The organism is Enterobacter sp. Res13-Sevr-PEC09-46 (assembly GCF_015672585.1).
Lineage (GTDB): Bacteria > Pseudomonadota > Gammaproteobacteria > Enterobacterales > Enterobacteriaceae > Enterobacter > Enterobacter hormaechei_C.
On the sequence record NZ_JADABR010000038.1, the window covers coordinates 25,148 to 43,946 of the forward strand.

General features: G+C 51.1%; 19 protein-coding genes and 1 pseudogene. 11 read left to right on the forward strand and 9 right to left on the reverse strand.

The genetic code is table 11. The features are described 5' to 3' along the window. Nucleotides 1-37: 37 nt before the first annotated feature. The 3 genes from merC to IMQ56_RS22600 are packed head-to-tail and all read right to left on the reverse strand — an operon-like array spanning nucleotide 38 to nucleotide 1,114. Entirely contained in the window at nucleotides 38-445 is a 408-nt protein-coding gene (gene merC, locus IMQ56_RS22590; protein WP_000522993.1) for an organomercurial transporter MerC, read from the reverse strand. A 27-nt stretch (nucleotides 446-472) separates the two neighbouring features. Further along, on the reverse strand, nucleotides 473-748 hold the full coding sequence (merP, locus tag IMQ56_RS22595; RefSeq protein ID WP_000732276.1) for a mercury resistance system periplasmic binding protein MerP: 276 nt from the start codon (nucleotides 746-748) through the stop codon (nucleotides 473-475). A gap of 15 nt (nucleotides 749-763) precedes the next feature. Beyond that, the gene (locus IMQ56_RS22600; protein ID WP_001294660.1) at nucleotides 764-1,114 is read right to left on the reverse strand and encodes a mercuric transport protein MerT; all 351 of its coding nucleotides are present in this window, start codon (nucleotides 1,112-1,114) and stop codon (nucleotides 764-766) included. A gap of 71 nt (nucleotides 1,115-1,185) precedes the next feature. Here IMQ56_RS22600 and merR point away from each other — a divergent pair, with 71 nt between their 5' ends. Beyond that, nucleotides 1,186-1,641, forward strand: a complete 456-nt coding sequence (gene merR, locus IMQ56_RS22605; RefSeq protein ID WP_001166628.1) for an Hg(II)-responsive transcriptional regulator — start codon at nucleotides 1,186-1,188, stop codon at nucleotides 1,639-1,641. A gap of 229 nt (nucleotides 1,642-1,870) precedes the next feature. Next, a complete protein-coding gene (locus tag IMQ56_RS22610) occupies nucleotides 1,871-2,779 on the forward strand; it encodes an HNH endonuclease (protein ID WP_007374408.1) in 909 nt (302 codons plus the stop codon). Nucleotides 2,780-3,186: 407 nt separating this feature from the next. Here IMQ56_RS22610 and IMQ56_RS22615 read toward each other — a convergent pair whose 3' ends face one another. From IMQ56_RS22615 to silR, 4 genes are all read right to left on the reverse strand, one after another. Continuing rightward, nucleotides 3,187-3,567 carry a DUF305 domain-containing protein gene (locus IMQ56_RS22615; RefSeq protein WP_196064132.1) on the reverse strand — a complete coding sequence of 127 codons (381 nt, stop codon included), beginning with the start codon at nucleotides 3,565-3,567 and terminating at the stop codon, nucleotides 3,187-3,189. A 145-nt stretch (nucleotides 3,568-3,712) separates the two neighbouring features. After that, a complete protein-coding gene (silE, locus tag IMQ56_RS22620; protein ID WP_007374411.1) occupies nucleotides 3,713-4,144 on the reverse strand; it encodes a silver-binding protein SilE in 432 nt (143 codons plus the stop codon). A 245-nt stretch (nucleotides 4,145-4,389) separates the two neighbouring features. Then, complete coding sequence (silS, locus tag IMQ56_RS22625; RefSeq protein WP_007374412.1) at nucleotides 4,390-5,865, reverse strand: copper/silver sensor histidine kinase SilS; 1,476 nt, start codon at nucleotides 5,863-5,865, stop codon at nucleotides 4,390-4,392. Then, a complete protein-coding gene (gene silR, locus IMQ56_RS22630) occupies nucleotides 5,858-6,538 on the reverse strand; it encodes a copper/silver response regulator transcription factor SilR (RefSeq protein ID WP_000697968.1) in 681 nt (226 codons plus the stop codon). Before silR ends, silS begins: the two co-directional genes overlap by 8 nt. 189 nt (nucleotides 6,539-6,727) lie before the next feature. On the opposite strand from silR, the gene silC reads away from it, so the two are divergent. The 7 genes from silC (at nucleotide 6,728) to IMQ56_RS22665 (ending at nucleotide 16,391) form a co-directional block, all read left to right on the forward strand. After that, the gene (gene silC / locus IMQ56_RS22635; protein WP_001507116.1) at nucleotides 6,728-8,113 is read left to right on the forward strand and encodes a Cu(+)/Ag(+) efflux RND transporter outer membrane channel SilC; all 1,386 of its coding nucleotides are present in this window, start codon (nucleotides 6,728-6,730) and stop codon (nucleotides 8,111-8,113) included. A 27-nt stretch (nucleotides 8,114-8,140) separates the two neighbouring features. After that, nucleotides 8,141-8,494: a Cu(+)/Ag(+) efflux RND transporter periplasmic metallochaperone SilF gene (locus tag IMQ56_RS22640; protein ID WP_001246152.1), complete on the forward strand. Its 354-nt coding sequence runs from the start codon at nucleotides 8,141-8,143 to the stop codon at nucleotides 8,492-8,494. A gap of 113 nt (nucleotides 8,495-8,607) precedes the next feature. Then, entirely contained in the window at nucleotides 8,608-9,900 is a 1,293-nt protein-coding gene (gene silB, locus IMQ56_RS22645; RefSeq protein WP_024562062.1) for a Cu(+)/Ag(+) efflux RND transporter periplasmic adaptor subunit SilB, read from the forward strand. Nucleotides 9,901-9,910: 10 nt separating this feature from the next. Next, entirely contained in the window at nucleotides 9,911-13,057 is a 3,147-nt protein-coding gene (gene silA / locus IMQ56_RS22650) for a Cu(+)/Ag(+) efflux RND transporter permease subunit SilA (RefSeq protein WP_000574021.1), read from the forward strand. An 86-nt stretch (nucleotides 13,058-13,143) separates the two neighbouring features. After that, nucleotides 13,144-13,584 carry a DUF411 domain-containing protein gene (locus IMQ56_RS22655; RefSeq protein WP_002436620.1) on the forward strand — a complete coding sequence of 147 codons (441 nt, stop codon included), beginning with the start codon at nucleotides 13,144-13,146 and terminating at the stop codon, nucleotides 13,582-13,584. A 97-nt stretch (nucleotides 13,585-13,681) separates the two neighbouring features. After that, nucleotides 13,682-16,153: an Ag(+)-translocating P-type ATPase SilP gene (silP, locus tag IMQ56_RS22660; protein ID WP_196064133.1), complete on the forward strand. Its 2,472-nt coding sequence runs from the start codon at nucleotides 13,682-13,684 to the stop codon at nucleotides 16,151-16,153. A 40-nt stretch (nucleotides 16,154-16,193) separates the two neighbouring features. Beyond that, nucleotides 16,194-16,391 carry a DUF2933 domain-containing protein gene (locus IMQ56_RS22665; RefSeq protein ID WP_000843494.1) on the forward strand — a complete coding sequence of 66 codons (198 nt, stop codon included), beginning with the start codon at nucleotides 16,194-16,196 and terminating at the stop codon, nucleotides 16,389-16,391. A 33-nt stretch (nucleotides 16,392-16,424) separates the two neighbouring features. Here the strand turns inward: IMQ56_RS22665 and IMQ56_RS22670 are convergent. Together IMQ56_RS22670 and cadR are read right to left on the reverse strand one after the other, a co-directional pair. After that, nucleotides 16,425-16,781 (reverse strand): annotated as a pseudogene (locus IMQ56_RS22670) (peptidoglycan DD-metalloendopeptidase family protein); the annotation flags it as partial. 89 nt (nucleotides 16,782-16,870) lie between these two features. Beyond that, nucleotides 16,871-17,278 carry a Cd(II)/Pb(II)-responsive transcriptional regulator gene (gene cadR, locus IMQ56_RS22675; RefSeq protein WP_004364961.1) on the reverse strand — a complete coding sequence of 136 codons (408 nt, stop codon included), beginning with the start codon at nucleotides 17,276-17,278 and terminating at the stop codon, nucleotides 16,871-16,873. Between the two features lie 95 nt (nucleotides 17,279-17,373). On the opposite strand from cadR, the gene IMQ56_RS22680 reads away from it, so the two are divergent. Together IMQ56_RS22680 and lspA are read left to right on the forward strand one after the other, a co-directional pair. After that, nucleotides 17,374-18,270: a cation transporter gene (locus tag IMQ56_RS22680; protein WP_004574643.1), complete on the forward strand. Its 897-nt coding sequence runs from the start codon at nucleotides 17,374-17,376 to the stop codon at nucleotides 18,268-18,270. A gap of 3 nt (nucleotides 18,271-18,273) precedes the next feature. Further along, nucleotides 18,274-18,786, forward strand: coding sequence for a signal peptidase II (gene lspA / locus IMQ56_RS22685; protein ID WP_004863699.1), 513 nt, complete (start codon nucleotides 18,274-18,276; stop codon nucleotides 18,784-18,786). The last annotated feature ends 13 nt before the right edge of the window (nucleotides 18,787-18,799 follow it).

An 18,799-nucleotide genomic window follows, 5' to 3' on the forward strand; every position in this document is an offset into this window, starting at 1 on the left:
GCATCGTTCCTTTTCGTTTCGGCAACTGCCAATGCAGTTAGCCGTGTTTGGGTGGTAGTTCGCAGCGGCGGTTGGCCGGTGAGAGCAGATCCCAGATCGACACCCCGATCATCAAGGCCAGACCGACATAGAGGAGGTTCGCCGTCCACCAATTGCCAAAAAACAAGAGCATGGCCGCCAGCACGATGGCTGGGCCGACCATCCCGAGCAGGCTGCGGTACCATTGCCGATGACTCAGCCAGCCCAGTGCATTCGCCAGCAAAGCCACGACTGCGAACAGCGGCAGCAGCTTGGAGATAAACAACCCTTCGTATTCCTGTAGAAAGCCAAGGCCGATGGCCGCGCCCAGGCTGGCGATAGCCGGGAAACAGGCAGCGCATCCCATCGCGGAAACAACGCTGCCAAGCGCGCCAGCCTTGTCGGCAATGCGTGTAATCAGTCCCATGATCGCCCCAGGTTCGGGTTCAGTGGCTCACTGCTTGACGCTGGACGGATAGCCCGCGTCTCCGGTTGCCTTGGTCAGCTTCTGCACGCTGGTCTTGGCATCATCGAACGTGACAACCGCTTCGCGTGTCTCGAAGGTCACGTCAATTTTGCTGACGCCTTCGACCTTGGAAATCGCCTTCTTGACGGTGATCGGGCAGGTGGAGCAGGTCATGCCCGGTACGGACAGCGTGACGGTCTGGGTGGCGGCCCACACGGGGGCAACAACGGCAGCGAGGGCGAGGGCGGCAAACAGTTTTTTCATGATGAACTCCTGTGATTAATAGAAAAATGGCATGACGTAGGGAAATCCGAGCGCGACCAGGACCAGCGCGGCCACGATCCAGAAAATGAGCTTGTAAGTAGCTCGCACTTGGGGAATCGCGCAGACCTCACCCGGTTTGCAGGCTTGCGCCGGGCGGTAGATGCGCCGCCAGGCGAAAAACAGCGCGACCAGCGCTGCGCCGATGAAGATCGGGCGATAGGGTTCCAGCACCGTCAGGTTGCCGATCCATGCCCCGCTGAACCCCAAGGCGATCAAAACCAGCGGCCCCAGGCAGCAGGCCGACGCAAGAATGGCGGCCAGCCCACCGGCGAAGAGCGCGCCGCGCCCGTTTTGTGGTTCAGACATACGCTTGTCCTTTCAAATTTGGTTTGGATAGCTTAAGCTTACTTCCGTAGTTATGTACGGAGTCAAGCGATATGCAAATTAATTTTGAGAATCTGACCATTGGCGTTTTTGCCAAGGCGGCCGGGGTCAATGTGGAGACCATCCGGTTCTACCAGCGCAAGGGCCTGCTGCCGGAGCCAGACAAGCCCTATGGCAGCATTCGCCGCTATGGCGAGGCGGATGTAACACGAGTGCGGTTCGTGAAATCGGCCCAGCGGCTGGGCTTTAGCCTGGACGAAATCGCCGAGCTACTGCGGCTGGAGGATGGCACCCATTGCGAGGAAGCCAGCGGCCTGGCCGAGCACAAGCTCAAGGATGTGCGCGAGAAGATGGCCGACTTGGCACGCATGGAGGCCGTGCTGTCTGAACTGGTGTGCGCCTGCCATGCGCGGAAAGGGAACGTTTCCTGCCCGCTGATTGCGTCACTGCAAGACGGAACGAAGCTCGCTGCATCGGCGCGGGGGAGTCACGGGGTGACTACGCCTTAGCGTGCTTTATTTTCCGAATTCTGAGACGACCCCTGGTATGATCGAGCAGAGGCTCATCTCAATGAGCAATCCCCGCAACAAATTTTTTCGGGGTGCAACAGACCCTTTAGTGTCCAGGCCTGAAAAAAAAGAAAGCACGGTCTCTGAGAGACTACGGTCCTTACGCAACCATACCGGTTAGCGAGCTTTATATTTTCATTATGACTATCTGTATAACAGGGGAATGAATGTGATTAAAAAAATATGCGAAGTGATTGATGGAGAGTATGTCTGTGACATTGATATCAGTGTGGAAGAATGGAAAACTTTATTAACAAATGATAAAGTTTTTGACACAAAAAGTATTGCAGCGTTAAAAAAATGGTTTATTGAGCCAAATCATTCCTGCACATGCTTCGATATTGGTAAGAAGTACGACCTGCACAGCATGAGTGCTAATGGAGTCATAAACGGACTGGGTGGCAGAGTTCAAAAAGAACTTGGTAGATTCGAGGTTAAAGGTGTCGGAAATATCGCATCCGGTACAAAATTCATTACCGTAATGAAGAGTAAAGAAATCGGCGGAAAACCCAAAAGAAACTTATGGACAATTCGTGAGGAACTTGTTCAGGCAATTAACGAACTGGATTTTTTTGGTACAACAGAAATGGCCAGCAGTGAGTATTACTCTGACGATGAGTTGATCAATGCCATAGAGAAAAGTAATATCTTTGACAACGTTCAGACGTTTGAATATACAGGGGAAGCCAAACCAAAGAAAAATGCAATAGAAGTAAAAAATGGCCTCTCGTATCCCAGGAGTAAAGGCGTATCCCAAAATGCGCTGAATAAAGCAGGTTACAGATGTGAAGTCGATAGTGACCACCCAACATTCAGAAGGCGAAATTCATCCTTAAATTACACAGAACCTCATCACATTGTACCTATGTCCAGGCAAGATGCTTTTGACACATCTCTTGATGTTGAAGAAAATATCATATCTCTGTGTTGCAATTGCCATAAACAAATTCACCTTGGTCAGGGTTATGAAGATATGCTGAAAGAAATATACACTGCGCGAAAAAGGTTATTAAAAAAAGTTGGTATTGATATATCACTGGAAAACTTGATTCTTTATTACAAAATGGAAAGTAAGTGAGATTCAAACGAGAGTGATACCTTCGTTTTATTGGTCGGGATGAACAGCAGATGATGTTTCCGGCAAGTATCGGGTCCAGAAACTTTCTGTTAAAAAAGAGGTAAAAGTAGTCTTGAGCCCTGACTGCGAATTGCCATTGCGCATGACCAGAGAACAGGACGAACCCCTGCCAAACCCAGGCATGAGAAACACCTTTAAAACATAGACTTAATTAAAATCAGCAATTCCCATCGAAATAATAAGCAAGCAGAATTGGCTCAGGTGAATTTCACTCGGTGCAGTGCATGCGTTGGGGGGGGTAAAAGGAAAAACCCGAAATGAATCGGGTTTTGATTAATTAACGATTAACAGGTTCCCGTGCCCGGGAACACTCTGACTGTACGCGCAATATATTATTTCCGCAATCATTATTTTTGATTACCAAGCCATGTATTCATCTGCTCAATTTCACCTTTTTGAGCTTTAATGATGTCCTGCGCGAGCTTTCTCATTTCCGGATCTTTTCCGTATTTTAGCTCGGTCTCAGCCATTGCTATTGCCCCTTCATGGTGTGCTACCATGCCTTTCGCAAAAGCCTTGTCGGGATCGGACTCTTTTACAGCGGCCATCATTTTGTCATGCATACCTTTCATGCCGGACATATATTCCTGTGACGATGACGATGACGATGACGATGCCGATGCCGATGCCGATGAGGATATATCTGACATTTTCATTTCTGAATGTTCTGCGGAAATCGCTGGCAGGGATAACATCAGTATAACAAAAAGCGAATTTGTGATTTTCATATAATAAACCCTTTCAGATGGTTACCGGATAAGTTTAGCTGAGTCAGACAAAAAAGCCCCCTGAAGGGGGCAAAAAATAACAACATATCCGTATAAGGGACAATCTATCAAGGAAAGGGTAACCGCACGGAAACTTCAGTTGTCATCAGCCCGCATTGATCATGCGGCGGTGTGCATCAGCCATAGCCTGATGGGGGCCGGACTGACCGTTATTCGTAAATTCATGGGCAACAGCTGCTCTTTCATGTTCATTCATCGCCGCAAACGAAGTCGCCGGACGGGAAGCGTTAACGGTGCCAGTTCCCATCATCTTCTGATGACTTTCCGCCATTTTTTTATGTGCATCTGCTGAACCATTGTTCATGGTTTCATGAACAATAATAGCCTGTTCATGCTGATCCATACCGGCCATCCGTGGAGCTGCCCCCTGGATGGCGGCTGGAGTTGAAGAAGACTGCATCTGATGGGCCGGAGCCTGAGCATTATTGACACGCTCATGGATATTTACAGTTTCAGTGGCCCAGGCCGTAGAAATTAAGCTCAAACCTAACACTGATGCTAAGACGATATTTTTCATGGTAACTCTCCATTTCTGAATTAGTGATGTCCGTGAATTTCGATCTGTGTCCTCAGTAGTACAACTGACAACTCTACAGACCTTATTCCGCCAGGATGAGGCTTTAATACAACTCCTGGCTTGTGCTGATGCCGTGTATGGATGAAGTAATAATGCCTTCCTGATAAGTTGCACTAATTATATCGAATGGCTTCTGTTTGCTGCATGACAGGCTAATGACATCTTTGTCATTTAAATCTTTATTCTCAGTACTGGGTTTCCGGAATCATTTTCTCCAGTCTGGGCACGGATAGGATAAAACGAGTTGAACGTACGTCCGATTCCACCTGCACTCTTCCGTGATGTGCTTCCACGATGGACTTCACAATCGCAAGGCCGATGCCGCTGCCTTCTCCTTTTCGTTGTCTGGACGGATCTACCCGATAAAAACGGTCAAACAGCCTTGATAAATGCTCTTCAGGGATTGGTTTCCCCGGATTTTCAATCACAAGGTCAAAAAAGCTCTCCTGCTCTCTTATTGAGACGGTGATTGCCTGTCCCTCCGGGGTATAACGCAGGGCATTGGATAACAGATTATTGATCGCCCTTCTGAACATTTGTGGATCTCCCTCAACCAGGCAGGGCATCCCGTTAAATTTGAGCGTGATATTGCGTTCTTCGGCCCAGGCTTCGAAAAACTCGAAGACTTTCATGACTTCCGCTCTGAGGTCAAACATGACCCTGTCAGGTATCAGCTGATTATTATCTGCCTGTGCCAGGAACAGCATATCGCTGACCATTTTGGTCATCCGGTTATACTCTTCAAGACTGGAATAGAGGACATCCTCAAGTTCCCTCTGTGTTCGATCCTGACTCAGTGCGATTTCAGTCTGCGTCACCAGATTGGTGATGGGCGTTCTGATCTCATGCGCGATATCGGCAGAGAAATTGGCCTGGCGGGTAAAGACATCCTCAATCTTTCCAATCATATGATTGAACGAGATAACCAGTTGCTCCAGCTCAATGGGAACGCGTGTCGGTTCCAGTCGCGCATCAAGATTCTCGGAGGTGATGTTTTTAATGGCATTGCTGACATTACGAAGGGGCAGGTGCCCCTGACGGACAGCGATTCGAATGATCAGAACAATCAACAGGCTTATCACGACGGCAATCGCAATCAGGTTCTTTTTCAGCGCATCGAGGTAATGGAGATGGAAATTAATGGATAGGCCAGTCAGCATGACATAGTTCTGCTGTTTGCCCTGAAATATCGCCTGACCAGAGGAGGCGATAATCCTGTATGTTTCCATCTTCATTTCGGACCCGGTATCCATCGGTCCCGCAGGATCCTCCACCGTCCAGAGAAAGACATCCCGTGCGCGGCTGTGCTCGCTAAAATCTGCTGAATTCACTGCCGGGCGTAGTGCCGCCCCCTGAGCTGAGCTAAAGAGCACTTCACCCCTGGGATTGAGGAGCAAAAGGGCAACGTTGCGGTAGCTGGCAATTGATTCCTTTATTTTGCTTATTTTTTTATCATCCGGATCCACCGGGGACTGCAGTATACGGTTCAGTGTGGTGCTGATTTGTTGAAGATCGCTGACATCCTGCTCGGCAAAATGATTTTCAACAGAATGCAGCATAAACCAGGTGAAGGCGATAAAAGCCAGTATCGTGGACAGGCTGATAAAAAAGGTCAGCCGCAGAGCGAGTGAGAAAGGGCGTCTGGAAGGTTTGCTATGCATCCGGGACCTCCAGCATGTAGCCCACGCCCCGGACTGTCTGGATCAGCTTTGTCTCGTAATCGTTGTCTATTTTAGCGCGGAGTCGCTTTACTGCGACATCGATCGCATTAGTGTCGCTGTCAAAATTCATGTCCCAGACCTGAGAGGCAATCAGGGAGCGGGGAAGAACCTCTCCCTGATGGCGAATGAAGAATTCCAGCAGGCTGAACTCTTTACTGGTGAGCACAATGCGGTTTCCGGCGCGACTGACTTTTCTGGATACGAGATCAATCGAGAGGTCAGCCACCTTAAACTGGCTTTCCGTGATCATCGTGTTTCCCCGCCTCAGAAGGGTTCTCACCCGGGCGAGCAGTTCGGCAAACGCAAAGGGTTTAACCAGATAATCGTCCGCACCCAGTTCCAGTCCTTTGACCCTATGTTCGATCGTGCCGAGGGCTGTCAGCAGTAAGACCGGCATACCCTTTCCGGCAGTGCGCAGCATGCGGATGATATCCCAGCCGTTCACATCAGGTAGCATGATATCCAGAATGACTAAATCATACTCGGCTGTCATGGCGAGATGATATCCGGTAAGACCATTATCAGCGTGATCCACTACGAACCCTGCCTCTGTAAGCCCTTTGCTGAGATATTCACCTGTTTTAATTTCGTCTTCGACGATCAATATTTTCATCTTGCTCCCCGGCTGGCTGCTAATGTCATTCTATTGCGCCCACGATCGTTATCAACGGATTACAGCAAAAATGACAACATTGTCATTATCCTGTCACCCGGCAAACAGAGAGCGTTAGGTAAAGTACCCCTATCAATACTCTGGACTTCGTTTGAACCATTTACCAGGTCTACCTGTACGAGAAGCGTTATGTTCAAATTAAAATTACTCAGCATCAGTACCATATTCATCCTGGCTGGTTGTGTTTCTCTGGCACCTGAATATCAGCGTCCGCCAGCTCCGGTTCCCCAGCAGTTTTCATTGTCTAAAAACAGTCTGACGCCTGCGGTAAACAGCTATCAGGATACGGGCTGGCGAAACTTTTTTGTCGATCCCCAGGTCAGCAGGCTGATCGGTGAAGCCCTGAATAATAACCGTGATTTGAGAATGGCTGCCCTGAAGGTTGAAGAGGCCCGGGCCCAGTTCAACGTCACGGATGCAGATCGTTATCCCCAACTGAATGCCTCATCCGGGATCACATACAACGGTGGTCTGAAAGGTGACAAGCCGACCACACAGGAGTACGACGCGGGTCTGGAGCTCAGCTATGAGCTCGATTTTTTTGGCAAACTTAAGAACATGAGTGAGGCTGATCGCCAGAACTACTTTGCCAGCGAAGAAGCCCGTCGTGCCGTACACATCCTGCTGGTCTCCAACGTTTCACAGAGCTATTTCAGCCAGCAACTGGCGTACGAACAACTCCGTATTGCGCGGGAAACGCTGAAAAATTATGAACAGTCTTATGCATTCGTTGAGCAACAACTGGTGACCGGGAGTACGAACGTTCTGGCGCTTGAACAAGCCAGGGGGCAAATCGAAAGTACCCGCGCCGAAATAGCCAAACGAGAAGGCGATCTGGCTCAGGCAAACAATGCCCTGCAACTGGTGCTGGGAACGTACCGCGCAGTTCCGTCAGAAAAAGGGATTAAAGGTGGGGAGATCGCACCAGTAAAATTGCCACCAAATCTGTCGTCACAAATATTGCTGCAGCGTCCGGATATTATGGAAGCGGAATACCAGTTGAAAGCGGCTGATGCCAATATTGGCGCAGCGCGAGCGGCTTTTTTCCCGTCCATTACCCTGACCAGTGGTCTCTCCTCAAGCAGTACGGAGCTGTCCAGCCTCTTTACGTCAGGAAGTGGAATGTGGAATTTTATTCCTAAAATTGAAATTCCTATATTTAATGCTGGCAGGAACAAAGCCAATCTGAAGCTGGCTGAAATTCGCCAGCAACAGTCCGTGGTTAATTACGAACAAAAAATTCAGTCAGCCTTTAAGGATGTTTCCGACACGCTTGCGCTGCGCGACAGCCTTAGCCAGCAACTTGAGTCACAGCAGCGTTATCTTGATTCACTTCAGATAACTCTACAGCGTGCCAGAGGATTGTATGCAAGTGGTGCTGTCAGTTACATCGAAGTGCTGGATGCAGAACGTTCCCTCTTCGCGACGCAGCAAACCATTCTCGATCTTACCTATTCCCGACAGGTTAACGAAATTAATCTGTTTACCGCGCTGGGTGGCGGTTGGGTAGAGTAAATTTATTCAATTAATCAGGAAATTAAAATGCGTAATTCACTTAAAGCCGTTTTATTTGGTGCCTTCTCTGTCATGTTTTCTGCCGGTCTTCATGCTGAAACACATCAGCATGGCGATATGAATGCTGCCAGTGATGCTTCGGTACAGCAGGTTATCAAGGGCACCGGTATCGTTAAAGACATTGATATGAATAGTAAAAAAATCACCATTTCGCACGAAGCAATCCCGGCGGTGGGCTGGCCTGCAATGACCATGCGCTTCACTTTTGTTAATGCAGACGACGCTATCAATGCCCTGAAAACCGGCAACCATGTCGATTTCTCGTTTATTCAGCAGGGCAATATCTCCTTACTCAAAAGCATTAACGTTACGCAATCCTGATTAACAGTCCGGAGCGAATACATCCAGTGCGCCTGAACATTCATTATGGGATTACTGTGAATGAATGATCGTGCGCATATGCCAGGTGTTTTGATTTTTCAGCGAGAAATTGTATGGCTTCTTTAAAGATAAAATATGCTGCAATAATTATCAGCAGCCTCATAGCAGGGGGGCTGATATCGGTTACTGCCTGGCAGTATTTAAACTCATCACAAAAAACAGTACCAGCAGAACAAAAGGCACCGGAGAAAAAGGTACTTTTCTGGTATGACCCTATGAAACCGGATACCAAATTTGATAAACCCGGAAAATCGCCCTTTATGGATATGGACCTGGTGCCAAAATATGCTGATGACAGTGGCGATAAAAGCAGTGGCGGGATCCGTATCGACCCAACCCAGGTTCAGAATCTGGGATTAAAAACGCAAAAAGTCACGCGAGGAATGCTGAATTATTCTCAGACAATCCCGGCTAATGTCAGCTATAACGAGTATCAGTTTGTTATTGTGCAGGCGCGTTCTGACGGGTTTGTCGAAAAAGTCTACCCCATGACGATTGGCGATCATGTGAAGAAGGGGACGCCACTTATCGATATTACCATTCCGGACTGGGTGGAAGCACAGAGCGAATTCCTTCTGTTATCCAGCACCGGTGGTACTTCCACGCAAATTAAAGGCGTTCTGGAACGGCTTCGCCTGGCAGGTATGCCGGAAGAGGATATTCAGAGACTGCGTTCTACCCGGAGCATTCAGACCCGTTTTACCATTAAAGCACCTATTGATGGTGTCATTACTGCATTTGACCTGCGCACCGGCATGAATATTTCGAAAGATAAGGTGGTGGCTCAGATTCAGGGAATGGACCCGGTCTGGATCAGCGCTGCAGTGCCAGAATCTATCGCATATCTGCTGAAAGATACGTCGCAGTTTGAAATTTCGGTACCGGCTTATCCGGATAAAACATTCCATGTCGAAAAATGGAACATTCTTCCCAGCGTGGATCAGACAACCCGTACGCTTCAGGTCCGTCTCCAGGTTTCTAATAAGGATGAGTTTCTCAAGCCGGGCATGAATGCCTATCTGAAACTGAATACCAAGAGCCAGGAGATGCTGCTGATACCAAGCCAGGCCGTTATCGATACCGGCAAAGAACAGCGCGTGATTACTGTTGATGATGAAGGCAAGTTTGTGCCGAAACAGATCCACGTTCTGCATGAATCACAGCAACAGTCCGGCATCGGTTCCGGCCTGAATGAAGGCGATACCGTGGTGGTCAGTGGCCTGTTCCTCATTGACTCCGAAGCCAATATTACGGGCGCGCTGGAACGTATGCGCCACCCTGAAAAAACAGAAAGCAGTATGCCAGCAATGTCTGACCAGCCTGTAAATATGCATTCAGGGCACTGAGGAGACGACGATGATTGAATGGATTATCCGGCGCTCTGTCGCCAACCGTTTCCTGGTCATGATGGGGGCCCTGTTTCTCAGCATCTGGGGTACATGGACGATTATTAACACGCCGGTCGATGCCTTGCCTGACCTGTCAGATGTGCAGGTCATTATCAAAACCAGCTATCCCGGCCAGGCCCCGCAGATTGTAGAAAACCAGGTCACCTATCCACTTACCACCACCATGCTGTCCGTACCTGGCGCAAAAACCGTGCGTGGTTTTTCACAGTTCGGGGATTCGTATGTGTATGTCATTTTTGAAGACGGCACCGATCTGTACTGGGCCCGTTCCCGCGTGCTGGAATATCTGAATCAGGTTCAGGGAAAACTGCCTGCCGGTGTGAGTTCTGAAATCGGTCCTGATGCCACGGGTGTGGGCTGGATTTTTGAATATGCCCTTGTCGATCGCAACGGAAAACACGACCTTTCAGAACTGCGCTCTCTGCAGGACTGGTTCCTGAAATTTGAGCTGAAAACCATCCCGAACGTGGCTGAGGTCGCTTCGGTTGGCGGCGTGGTGAAACAGTACCAGATTCAGGTCAATCCGGTAAAACTGTCCCAGTACGGTATCAGCCTGCCCGAAGTGAAACAGGCACTTGAATCGTCTAACCAGGAGGCCGGTGGCTCATCCGTTGAAATGGCCGAAGCGGAGTATATGGTCCGTGCCAGCGGTTATCTTCAGAGCATTGATGATTTTAATAACATCGTCCTGAAAACAGGTGAGAACGGCGTGCCGGTTTATCTGCGGGATGTTGCCCGCGTGCAGACCGGGCCCGAAATGAGGCGTGGTATTGCCGAGCTGAACGGCCAGGGAGAAGTCGCTGGCGGCGTGGTGATCCTGCGGTCGGGTAAAAATGCGCGCGACGTTATCACGGCAGTGAGGGATAAACTGGAGACGCTGAAGGCCAGCCTGCCGGAAGGCGTTGAAATCGTGACCACCTACGATCGCAGCCAGTTAATCGACCGGGCGATTGATAACCTCAGTTCCAAACTTCTGGAAGAGTTTATCGTGGTGGCCATCGTCTGTGCTCTGTTCCTGTGGCACGTACGTTCTGCCCTGGTGGCGATTATCTCTCTGCCGCTTGGCCTGTGTATCGCCTTTATCGTCATGCACTTCCAGGGACTGAACGCCAATATCATGTCGCTGGGAGGGATAGCGATTGCCGTCGGTGCGATGGTGGATGCCGCCATTGTGATGATTGAAAATGCGCACAAACGGCTTGAGGAGTGGGATCATCAGCATCCGGGTGAGCAGATTGACAACGCCACCCGCTGGAAGGTGATTACCGACGCCTCCGTGGAAGTGGGACCCGCGTTGTTCATTAGCCTGCTGATCATCACCCTGTCCTTTATTCCTATCTTTACCCTGGAAGGGCAGGAAGGTCGTCTGTTTGGCCCGCTGGCATTCACGAAAACGTACTCCATGGCGGGAGCGGCCGCACTGGCCATCATCGTCATTCCTATTCTGATGGGATTCTGGATCCGGGGGAAAATTCCTGCCGAGACAAGTAACCCCCTGAACCGGGTGCTGATCAAAGCGTATCATCCTTTGCTGCTGCGGGTCCTCCACTGGCCAAAAACAACCCTGCTGGTTGCGGCCTTGTCCATTTTCACGGTTATCTGGCCACTGAGTCAGGTGGGCGGTGAATTTCTGCCGAAGATTAACGAGGGCGATCTGCTGTATATGCCGTCGACCTTGCCTGGCGTCTCTCCGGCAGAAGCTGCAGCGCTCCTGCAGACAACAGACAAGTTAATCAAAAGCGTTCCTGAAGTGGCTTCTGTATTTGGCAAGACCGGTAAAGCAGAGACCGCAACGGATTCCGCGCCGCTCGAAATGGTGGAAACCACGATCCAGCTCAAACCTGAGGATCAGTGGCGTCCCGGCATGACAATTGACAAGATTATTGATGAACTCGACAGGACAGTCCGTTTACCGGGTCTGGCAAACCTCTGGGTGCCGCCTATCCGTAACCGTATTGATATGCTCTCAACCGGGATCAAAAGCCCGATAGGTATCAAAGTGTCCGGGACTGTTCTGTCCGATATCGACGCGACGGCGCAGAGTATCGAGGCGGTAGCCAAAACCGTGCCTGGCGTGGTGTCTGTCCTGGCTGAGCGACTTGAGGGCGGGCGCTACATCGATATCGATATCAACCGGGAGAAAGCCTCCCGCTACGGGATGACGGTAGGTGATGTCCAGCTGTTCGTCTCTTCAGCAATCGGAGGTGCTATGGTGGGTGAGACGGTTGAAGGGGTGGCCCGGTACCCTATTAACATTCGCTACCCGCAGGATTACCGGAACAGTCCGCAGGCGCTGAAACAGATGCCGATCCTGACCCCGATGAAGCAGCAGATCACGCTGGGCGATGTCGCGGATATTAACGTCGTTTCTGGACCAACCATGCTGAAAACCGAAAATGCCCGGCCAGCCAGCTGGATTTATGTTGATGCCCGCGGCAGGGACATGGTGTCGGTGGTTAACGACATTAAGACGGCCATCAGCGAGAAAGTGAAACTGAGACCGGGAACCAGTGTGGCATTCTCCGGACAGTTTGAACTGCTTGAGCATGCCAACAAGAAACTGAAGCTGATGGTGCCGATGACGGTGATGATCATTTTCATCCTGTTGTATCTGGCATTCCGCCGGGTTGACGAAGCCCTGCTGATCCTGATGAGCCTGCCGTTCGCCCTGGTTGGCGGAATATGGTTCCTGTACTGGCAGGGCTTCCATATGTCAGTGGCGACCGGAACCGGGTTTATCGCCCTGGCCGGGGTGGCAGCAGAGTTTGGCGTGGTCATGCTGATGTATCTGCGTCATGCCATTGAAGCGCACCCGGAATTGTCCCGTAAAGAGACGTTCACACCGGAAGGTCTTGATGAAGCCCTCTATCATGGTGCCGTACTGCGTGTCCGGCCGAAAGCCATGACCGTGGCGGTGATCATTGCGGGTCTGCTGCCAATACTCTGGGGAACCGGCGCAGGTTCAGAAGTCATGAGCCGTATTGCTGCGCCAATGATTGGTGGGATGATCACGGCTCCGCTGCTGTCCCTGTTCATTATTCCTGCCGCCTACAAATTAATCTGGCTGCGCAGACATAAAAAAAGCGTGTCATAACCCTGAAAGGGCGCCCCCAGTGGGCGTCCTTCTGCACTGATTCACCCTGACGTCAGGGTTTATATCGATAATATACAGAGGTGAGTATGAAAAAAGTGGTTCTAATGGCCCTGGCTCTCGGCCTGTCACTGCCTGCAATGGCGAGTGAAAAAGTCATTGATATGTACAAATCTGAAAACTGTGGCTGTTGTTCCCTGTGGGGCAAAGCGATGGAAAAAGACGGGTTCGAAGTGCGAACTCACGTCATGAATGATCAGGCGCTGTCAGCCCTGAAAGAAAAGCATGCTGTTCCTGCTGGACTACGAAGTTGTCATACCGCGGTTGTAGGTAATTTGATCATTGAAGGCCATGTGCCTGCGGCAACGATACATAAGGCCATGCAGTCTGGTTCGGGTATATACGGTCTCGCCACCCCCGGTATGCCAGCAGGAAGTCCGGGAATGGAGATGGGGGCCCGAAAAGAGGCTTACGATGTTATCGCATTCTCACCGGAGGGCAGTAAAAAAGTCTTCCAGCGAATCGAATAGTCAGCGGAACGGCTGATAACGGGACGCCGGCAGCAGGCACTCTTATGCCGGCGGCATTCGTGGTAATCGCATCCATGACATATCCTGAAGACAGAAAATGCTTCAGATATGCATAAGGAGAGTTACTGTGAAAAATGACAATGCAGTGGAACATAACAACCAGACTGCTTCTGAGCAGACATCATCCCCGGACGAGAGTCACGCATTGCATAAGGTGAGAGATCCCGTGTGCGGGATGGTCATCCTGCCTGACAAGGCGCACAGCAGCATTCGATACCAGGACCATCAGCTTTATTTCTGCTCCGCCAGCTGTGAGAGCAAATTTAAAGCCCATCCCGATCATTATTTTACCGAAGATGCCAGTGAACATCACCATCACCACGACCACCATGAAGTCAGCCCTGATAAGATAAAACAGTCTCACCGCCAGGCGGAGAAAGAGATTTCTGAAGGTGTGTGGACATGTCCGATGCATCCGGAGATACGCCGTAGTGGTCCCGGAAGCTGTCCTGTCTGTGGAATGGCACTGGAGCCGCTCGTAGCTACGGCATCCACGGGGACGAGTGATGAACTTCGCGACATGACAAGACGCTTCTGGCTGGGGTTGTTGCTGGCGTTTCCGGTTCTGATACTCGAAATGAGTTCTCATCTGTTTCCCGCTTTGAGGAATACAGTACCGCCACAGTACAACACATGGCTGCAGTTACTTCTGGCCTCTCCTGTCGTTTTGTGGTGTGGCTGGCCATTCTTCGCCCGGGCCGGAATGTCGTTACGTAACCGCTCCCTGAATATGTTTACCCTTGTTGCAATGGGGACCGGCGTAGCCTGGGTTTACAGCGTCATTGCAACCGTCTTCCCCTCCTGGTTTCCTGCATCGTTCAGAAACATGGATGGCCTGGTGGCCATTTATTTTGAAGCCGCAGCTGTTATTACGGTGCTTGTTCTGCTGGGACAGGTCCTTGAATTGCGGGCACGGGAACAAACCTCAGGTGCCATTACTGCGCTTCTTAACCTTGCCCCCAAAACCGCCAGGCGGCTGGATCAAGACGGTCATGAAACGGATATTAATGCGGAAGATGTCCTGCCTGGCGATAAGCTCCGCATCAGACCTGGAGAGAGTATTCCGGTCGACGGTATCGTGGTCGAAGGCAAAACAACCGTTGATGAATCGATGGTGACCGGGGAATCTATGCCTGTTACCAAAACGGAGGGTGACCCTGTCATCGGGGGGACCATTAATCAGACAGGTAGTCTTATCATCCGTGCAGAGAAAGTCGGTGATGAAACGATGCTCTCACGAATTGTTCAGATGGTCGCTGATGCACAGCGTTCGCGGGCCCCCATCCAGAGAATGGCTGACAGCGTTTCAGGCTGGTTTGTTCCTCTGGTGATACTTATCGCGGTTGTTGCTTTCATGATCTGGTCTGTCTGGGGGCCCGAGCCCAGGATGGCGCACGGTCTCATTGCGGCTGTGTCGGTCCTGATTATTGCCTGTCCCTGCGCGCTGGGGCTGGCCACGCCGATGTCGATAATGGTGGGGGTGGGCAAAGGAGCCCAGGCCGGGGTGTTAATTAAGAATGCCGAAGCCCTTGAGCGTCTTGAAAAAGTGGACACGCTGGTTGTCGACAAAACAGGCACGCTCACGGAAGGTTCGCCGACGGTGACAGGGATTATCAGTCTCAATCCGGGTGGGGAAACATCTCTTTTGCGTGTAACGGCCGCAGTGGAAAAAGGCTCGCAGCATCCGCTGGGTATGGCAGTAGTTAAAGCAGCACAGGAAAAGGGGATCGCAATACCCGCAGTCACTCATTTCAATGCGCCGTCGGGTAAAGGTGTCTCAGGCGATGTCGAAGGTCAACGGGTTGTCATTGGTAATGAACTGGCTATGCAGGAAAACAGTATCGTTATTGATAATCAAAAGGCCGTTGCGGATACGTTGCGGATGGAAGGTGCTACCGTTATCTATGTGGCCACAGACGGGCACCTTGCAGGCCTGATAGCTATCTCGGATCCCGTGAAAGCAACCACGCCGGATGCGCTTAAAGCTTTGCGTCAGGCGGGGATCCGCATCGTTATGCTCACCGGGGATAACCAGCTTACCGCTGAAGCAGTCGCACGGAAACTGGGAATAGATGAGGTTGAAGCCGGGATTCTGCCGGATGGCAAAAAAGCAGTGATAACCCGACTGAAAGCGTCTGGCCATGTGGTTGCGATGGCCGGAGACGGTGTGAATGATGCCCCGGCGCTGGCAGCGGCTGACGTGGGTATAGCCATGGGAACGGGTACAGATGTGGCAATTGAAAGTGCCGGAGTCACCCTTCTCAAAGGCGACCTGATGATACTGAACAGGGCCCGTCATCTGTCAGAGATCACCATGAAAAATATCCGACAGAATCTGTTTTTTGCATTTATCTACAACGCACTTGGCGTGCCTGTGGCTGCAGGCCTGCTTTATCCTGTGTATGGAATACTGCTGTCGCCAGTTATTGCGGCGGCGGCCATGGCTCTTTCCTCCGTCAGCGTCATTGTGAATGCGTTGCGTCTGAAAAGTGTCAGGCTCGGGAAATAACACTGAGTGAAGGGGCTGTTACGAACAGAAGGAGTCCAGTATGAAAAGTACCACCTATGCGCTTATTGCTGTCGCCGCGATCGCGGCATTTGCCCTCCTGCGCGAACACTGGTCACATGTGGCAGGTTACTGGCCATATCTGTTATTGCTGGTCTGCCCGCTAATGCATCTTTTCCACGGCCACGGAGGGCATGGAGATCATCAACATCACGGAAGTGAAAACGATAAAAAAAATTAATCCGGCAGACGGGGCCGCGTCGCGGTCCCGTTATCAGTCCAGGTATCGTTCGTAGTCTCTGGCATGCGCAAAGGCATGCTGTTCGAGTTTGTTATCAGCGGGTGCCGCTGCCCGGAACGCCAGAGAGTTAACAGGGTTGTTATTGATGACCAGCTCGTAATGCAGATGAGGACCGGATGAACGTCCGCTGTTACCGGATAACGCAATAGCGCCTCCCCGGGTAACCCTGGCCCCTTTAGTAACGAGTATTTTATTGAGGTGGAGATAGCGAGTTTTAACACCGGCTTTTCCTGTTACTTCAACAAAAAATCCCATGGTACTGTTGTATTCGGCCCGGGTGATTTTTCCGTCGATGACGCTGACTATTTTCGTGTTCATGGGCATGGAATAATGGGTAAGCGGATTAAATGGTTGATCTTACCTTTGCATGAGAGTGAGACAGACCGGCATCTCATCGGATTATCTGGTTGATGCTTCACCTACTGCTGGTGCATGTTTCCTTCGCTAATTCCAGCAAGAACCCCACACGCCTCAACTTCCCGGTCATCGTTGCAACTCGCTCTCAGTGAAACGAGTTGTTTCTCAAGCGCTTGCAGAGCGGTTATCTGCGACCGCACATGAGAGATGTGATCATCGAGCAAGGCGTTGACGGCGGTACAAGGCTGATGAGGGTCGTCCTGATAGCTCTGTAGTTCGTGAATCTCAGCCAGTGACAGGCCCAGGATTCTGCAGCGACGGATGAAGGCCAGCCCCTCACCATGCTTCTCGGTATAGACACGGTAACCGTTGTCCTGCCGATCAGGCGGCGGCAACAAGCCCTGCTGTTCATAGAAGCGGATCGTCTGTGTTTCGACCCCTACCAACTGCGCCAACTGACCAATGCGCATCAGCCTCCTCCCCAACGGATTCTTTACTCTATTGACCTTATAGTAGCTTTATAGTTTTAAATGGTACCACAACATTGTTCAAGTGGAGTCGTATCATGAGCAAATCCTGTGGTGGCGCCTGTGGCGGTGATGCAACGTCCGCAGCGGATACCGATATACAGGCCTCCTCCGAGGCGCCAGGGAGATGGGTCAGTGTTTATGCCGTGCCGAAGATGGACTGTCCATCAGAAGAACGAATGATTCGCCTAGCCCTGAACGGCTTTGAGGAGATTCGGGCGCTGTCCTTCGACTTGTCGAACCGCCGGCTGAAGGTCGTGCATGACGGCGAGGTCGAGCCCGTCACCTCGAAACTGAAGACCTTGGGGCTAGGCGCCTCGCTTCAGGAAACCGTCGCTGCAAATCCGGAGACCATCAAGGCCGCCGAGTTTTCGGCAGCTTCTGCTAAGCAAGAATCCGGGACCCTGCGCTGGTTGCTCGGCATCAATGCACTTCTGTTCGTGGTGGAAATGACTGCCGGTCTGATCGCCCAGTCCACCGGCCTGATTGGAGAATCCCTGGACAATTTTGCCGATGCGGCGGTGTACGGGCTTGCCCTTTATGCGGTTGGACATAGCGTGAAAATGCAGGTACGTGCCGCGCATCTTGCTGGTGTACTGCAACTGATCTTGGCTGTGGGCGTGCTCGTAGAGGTGGTGAGACGCTTTGTATTCGGTAGTGAGCCTGAATCGCTGGTGATGATGGCTATCGCATTCGTCGCATTGATTGCCAATACCAGTTGTCTGCTGCTCATATCCAAACATCGGGAAGGCGGGGCGCACATGAAGGCAAGCTGGATATTCTCGGCCAACGACGTGGTGATCAACCTGGGGGTCATCACCGCCGGCGCCCTGGTCGCGTGGACCGGTTCCAATTATCCGGATCTGATTATCGGCACCATCGCGGGGGGCATTGTACTTAACGGTGCCAGACGCATTTTGGCGTTGAAGGGTTAAATAATGCTCATTATTGGCAAAAAGCTCTCGCCGTATGCCCTATTGTCCATATCGGGCCTGCTGGCAGCGTCTGATCAGGCTGTAAAGTGGCTGGTGCAGCAATCAATGGCCTATGGCGAGTATGTTTCGGTGACCCCGTTCTTTAACTGGGTGCACCTATGGAACACCGGTGCCGCATTCAGTCTTTTTGCGAATGGTGGAGGCTGGCAGCGCTACTTTTTTATCGGAATCGCGGTAGTGGTCTCGATTTTTCTGATCAAGCTGATCCTTGAAAATCGTCATAAAGGAGAAGCCATCGCTTACAGTCTTATCCTCGGTGGCGCCATGGGCAACCTGATTGACCGGGTCTTTCGCGGCTATGTTGTGGATTCCTTTGATTTCTATTGGCGAGACTGGCATTGGCCGGCCTTCAACCTGGCTGATATTGCAATTGTCCTCGGTGCCTTACTTTTCGTTTCCAGCAGCTTGTTGGGTAAAAAAGCAAACACCAATGCCGAGCCGGATGGATCTGACTGACACCTACGCCTAT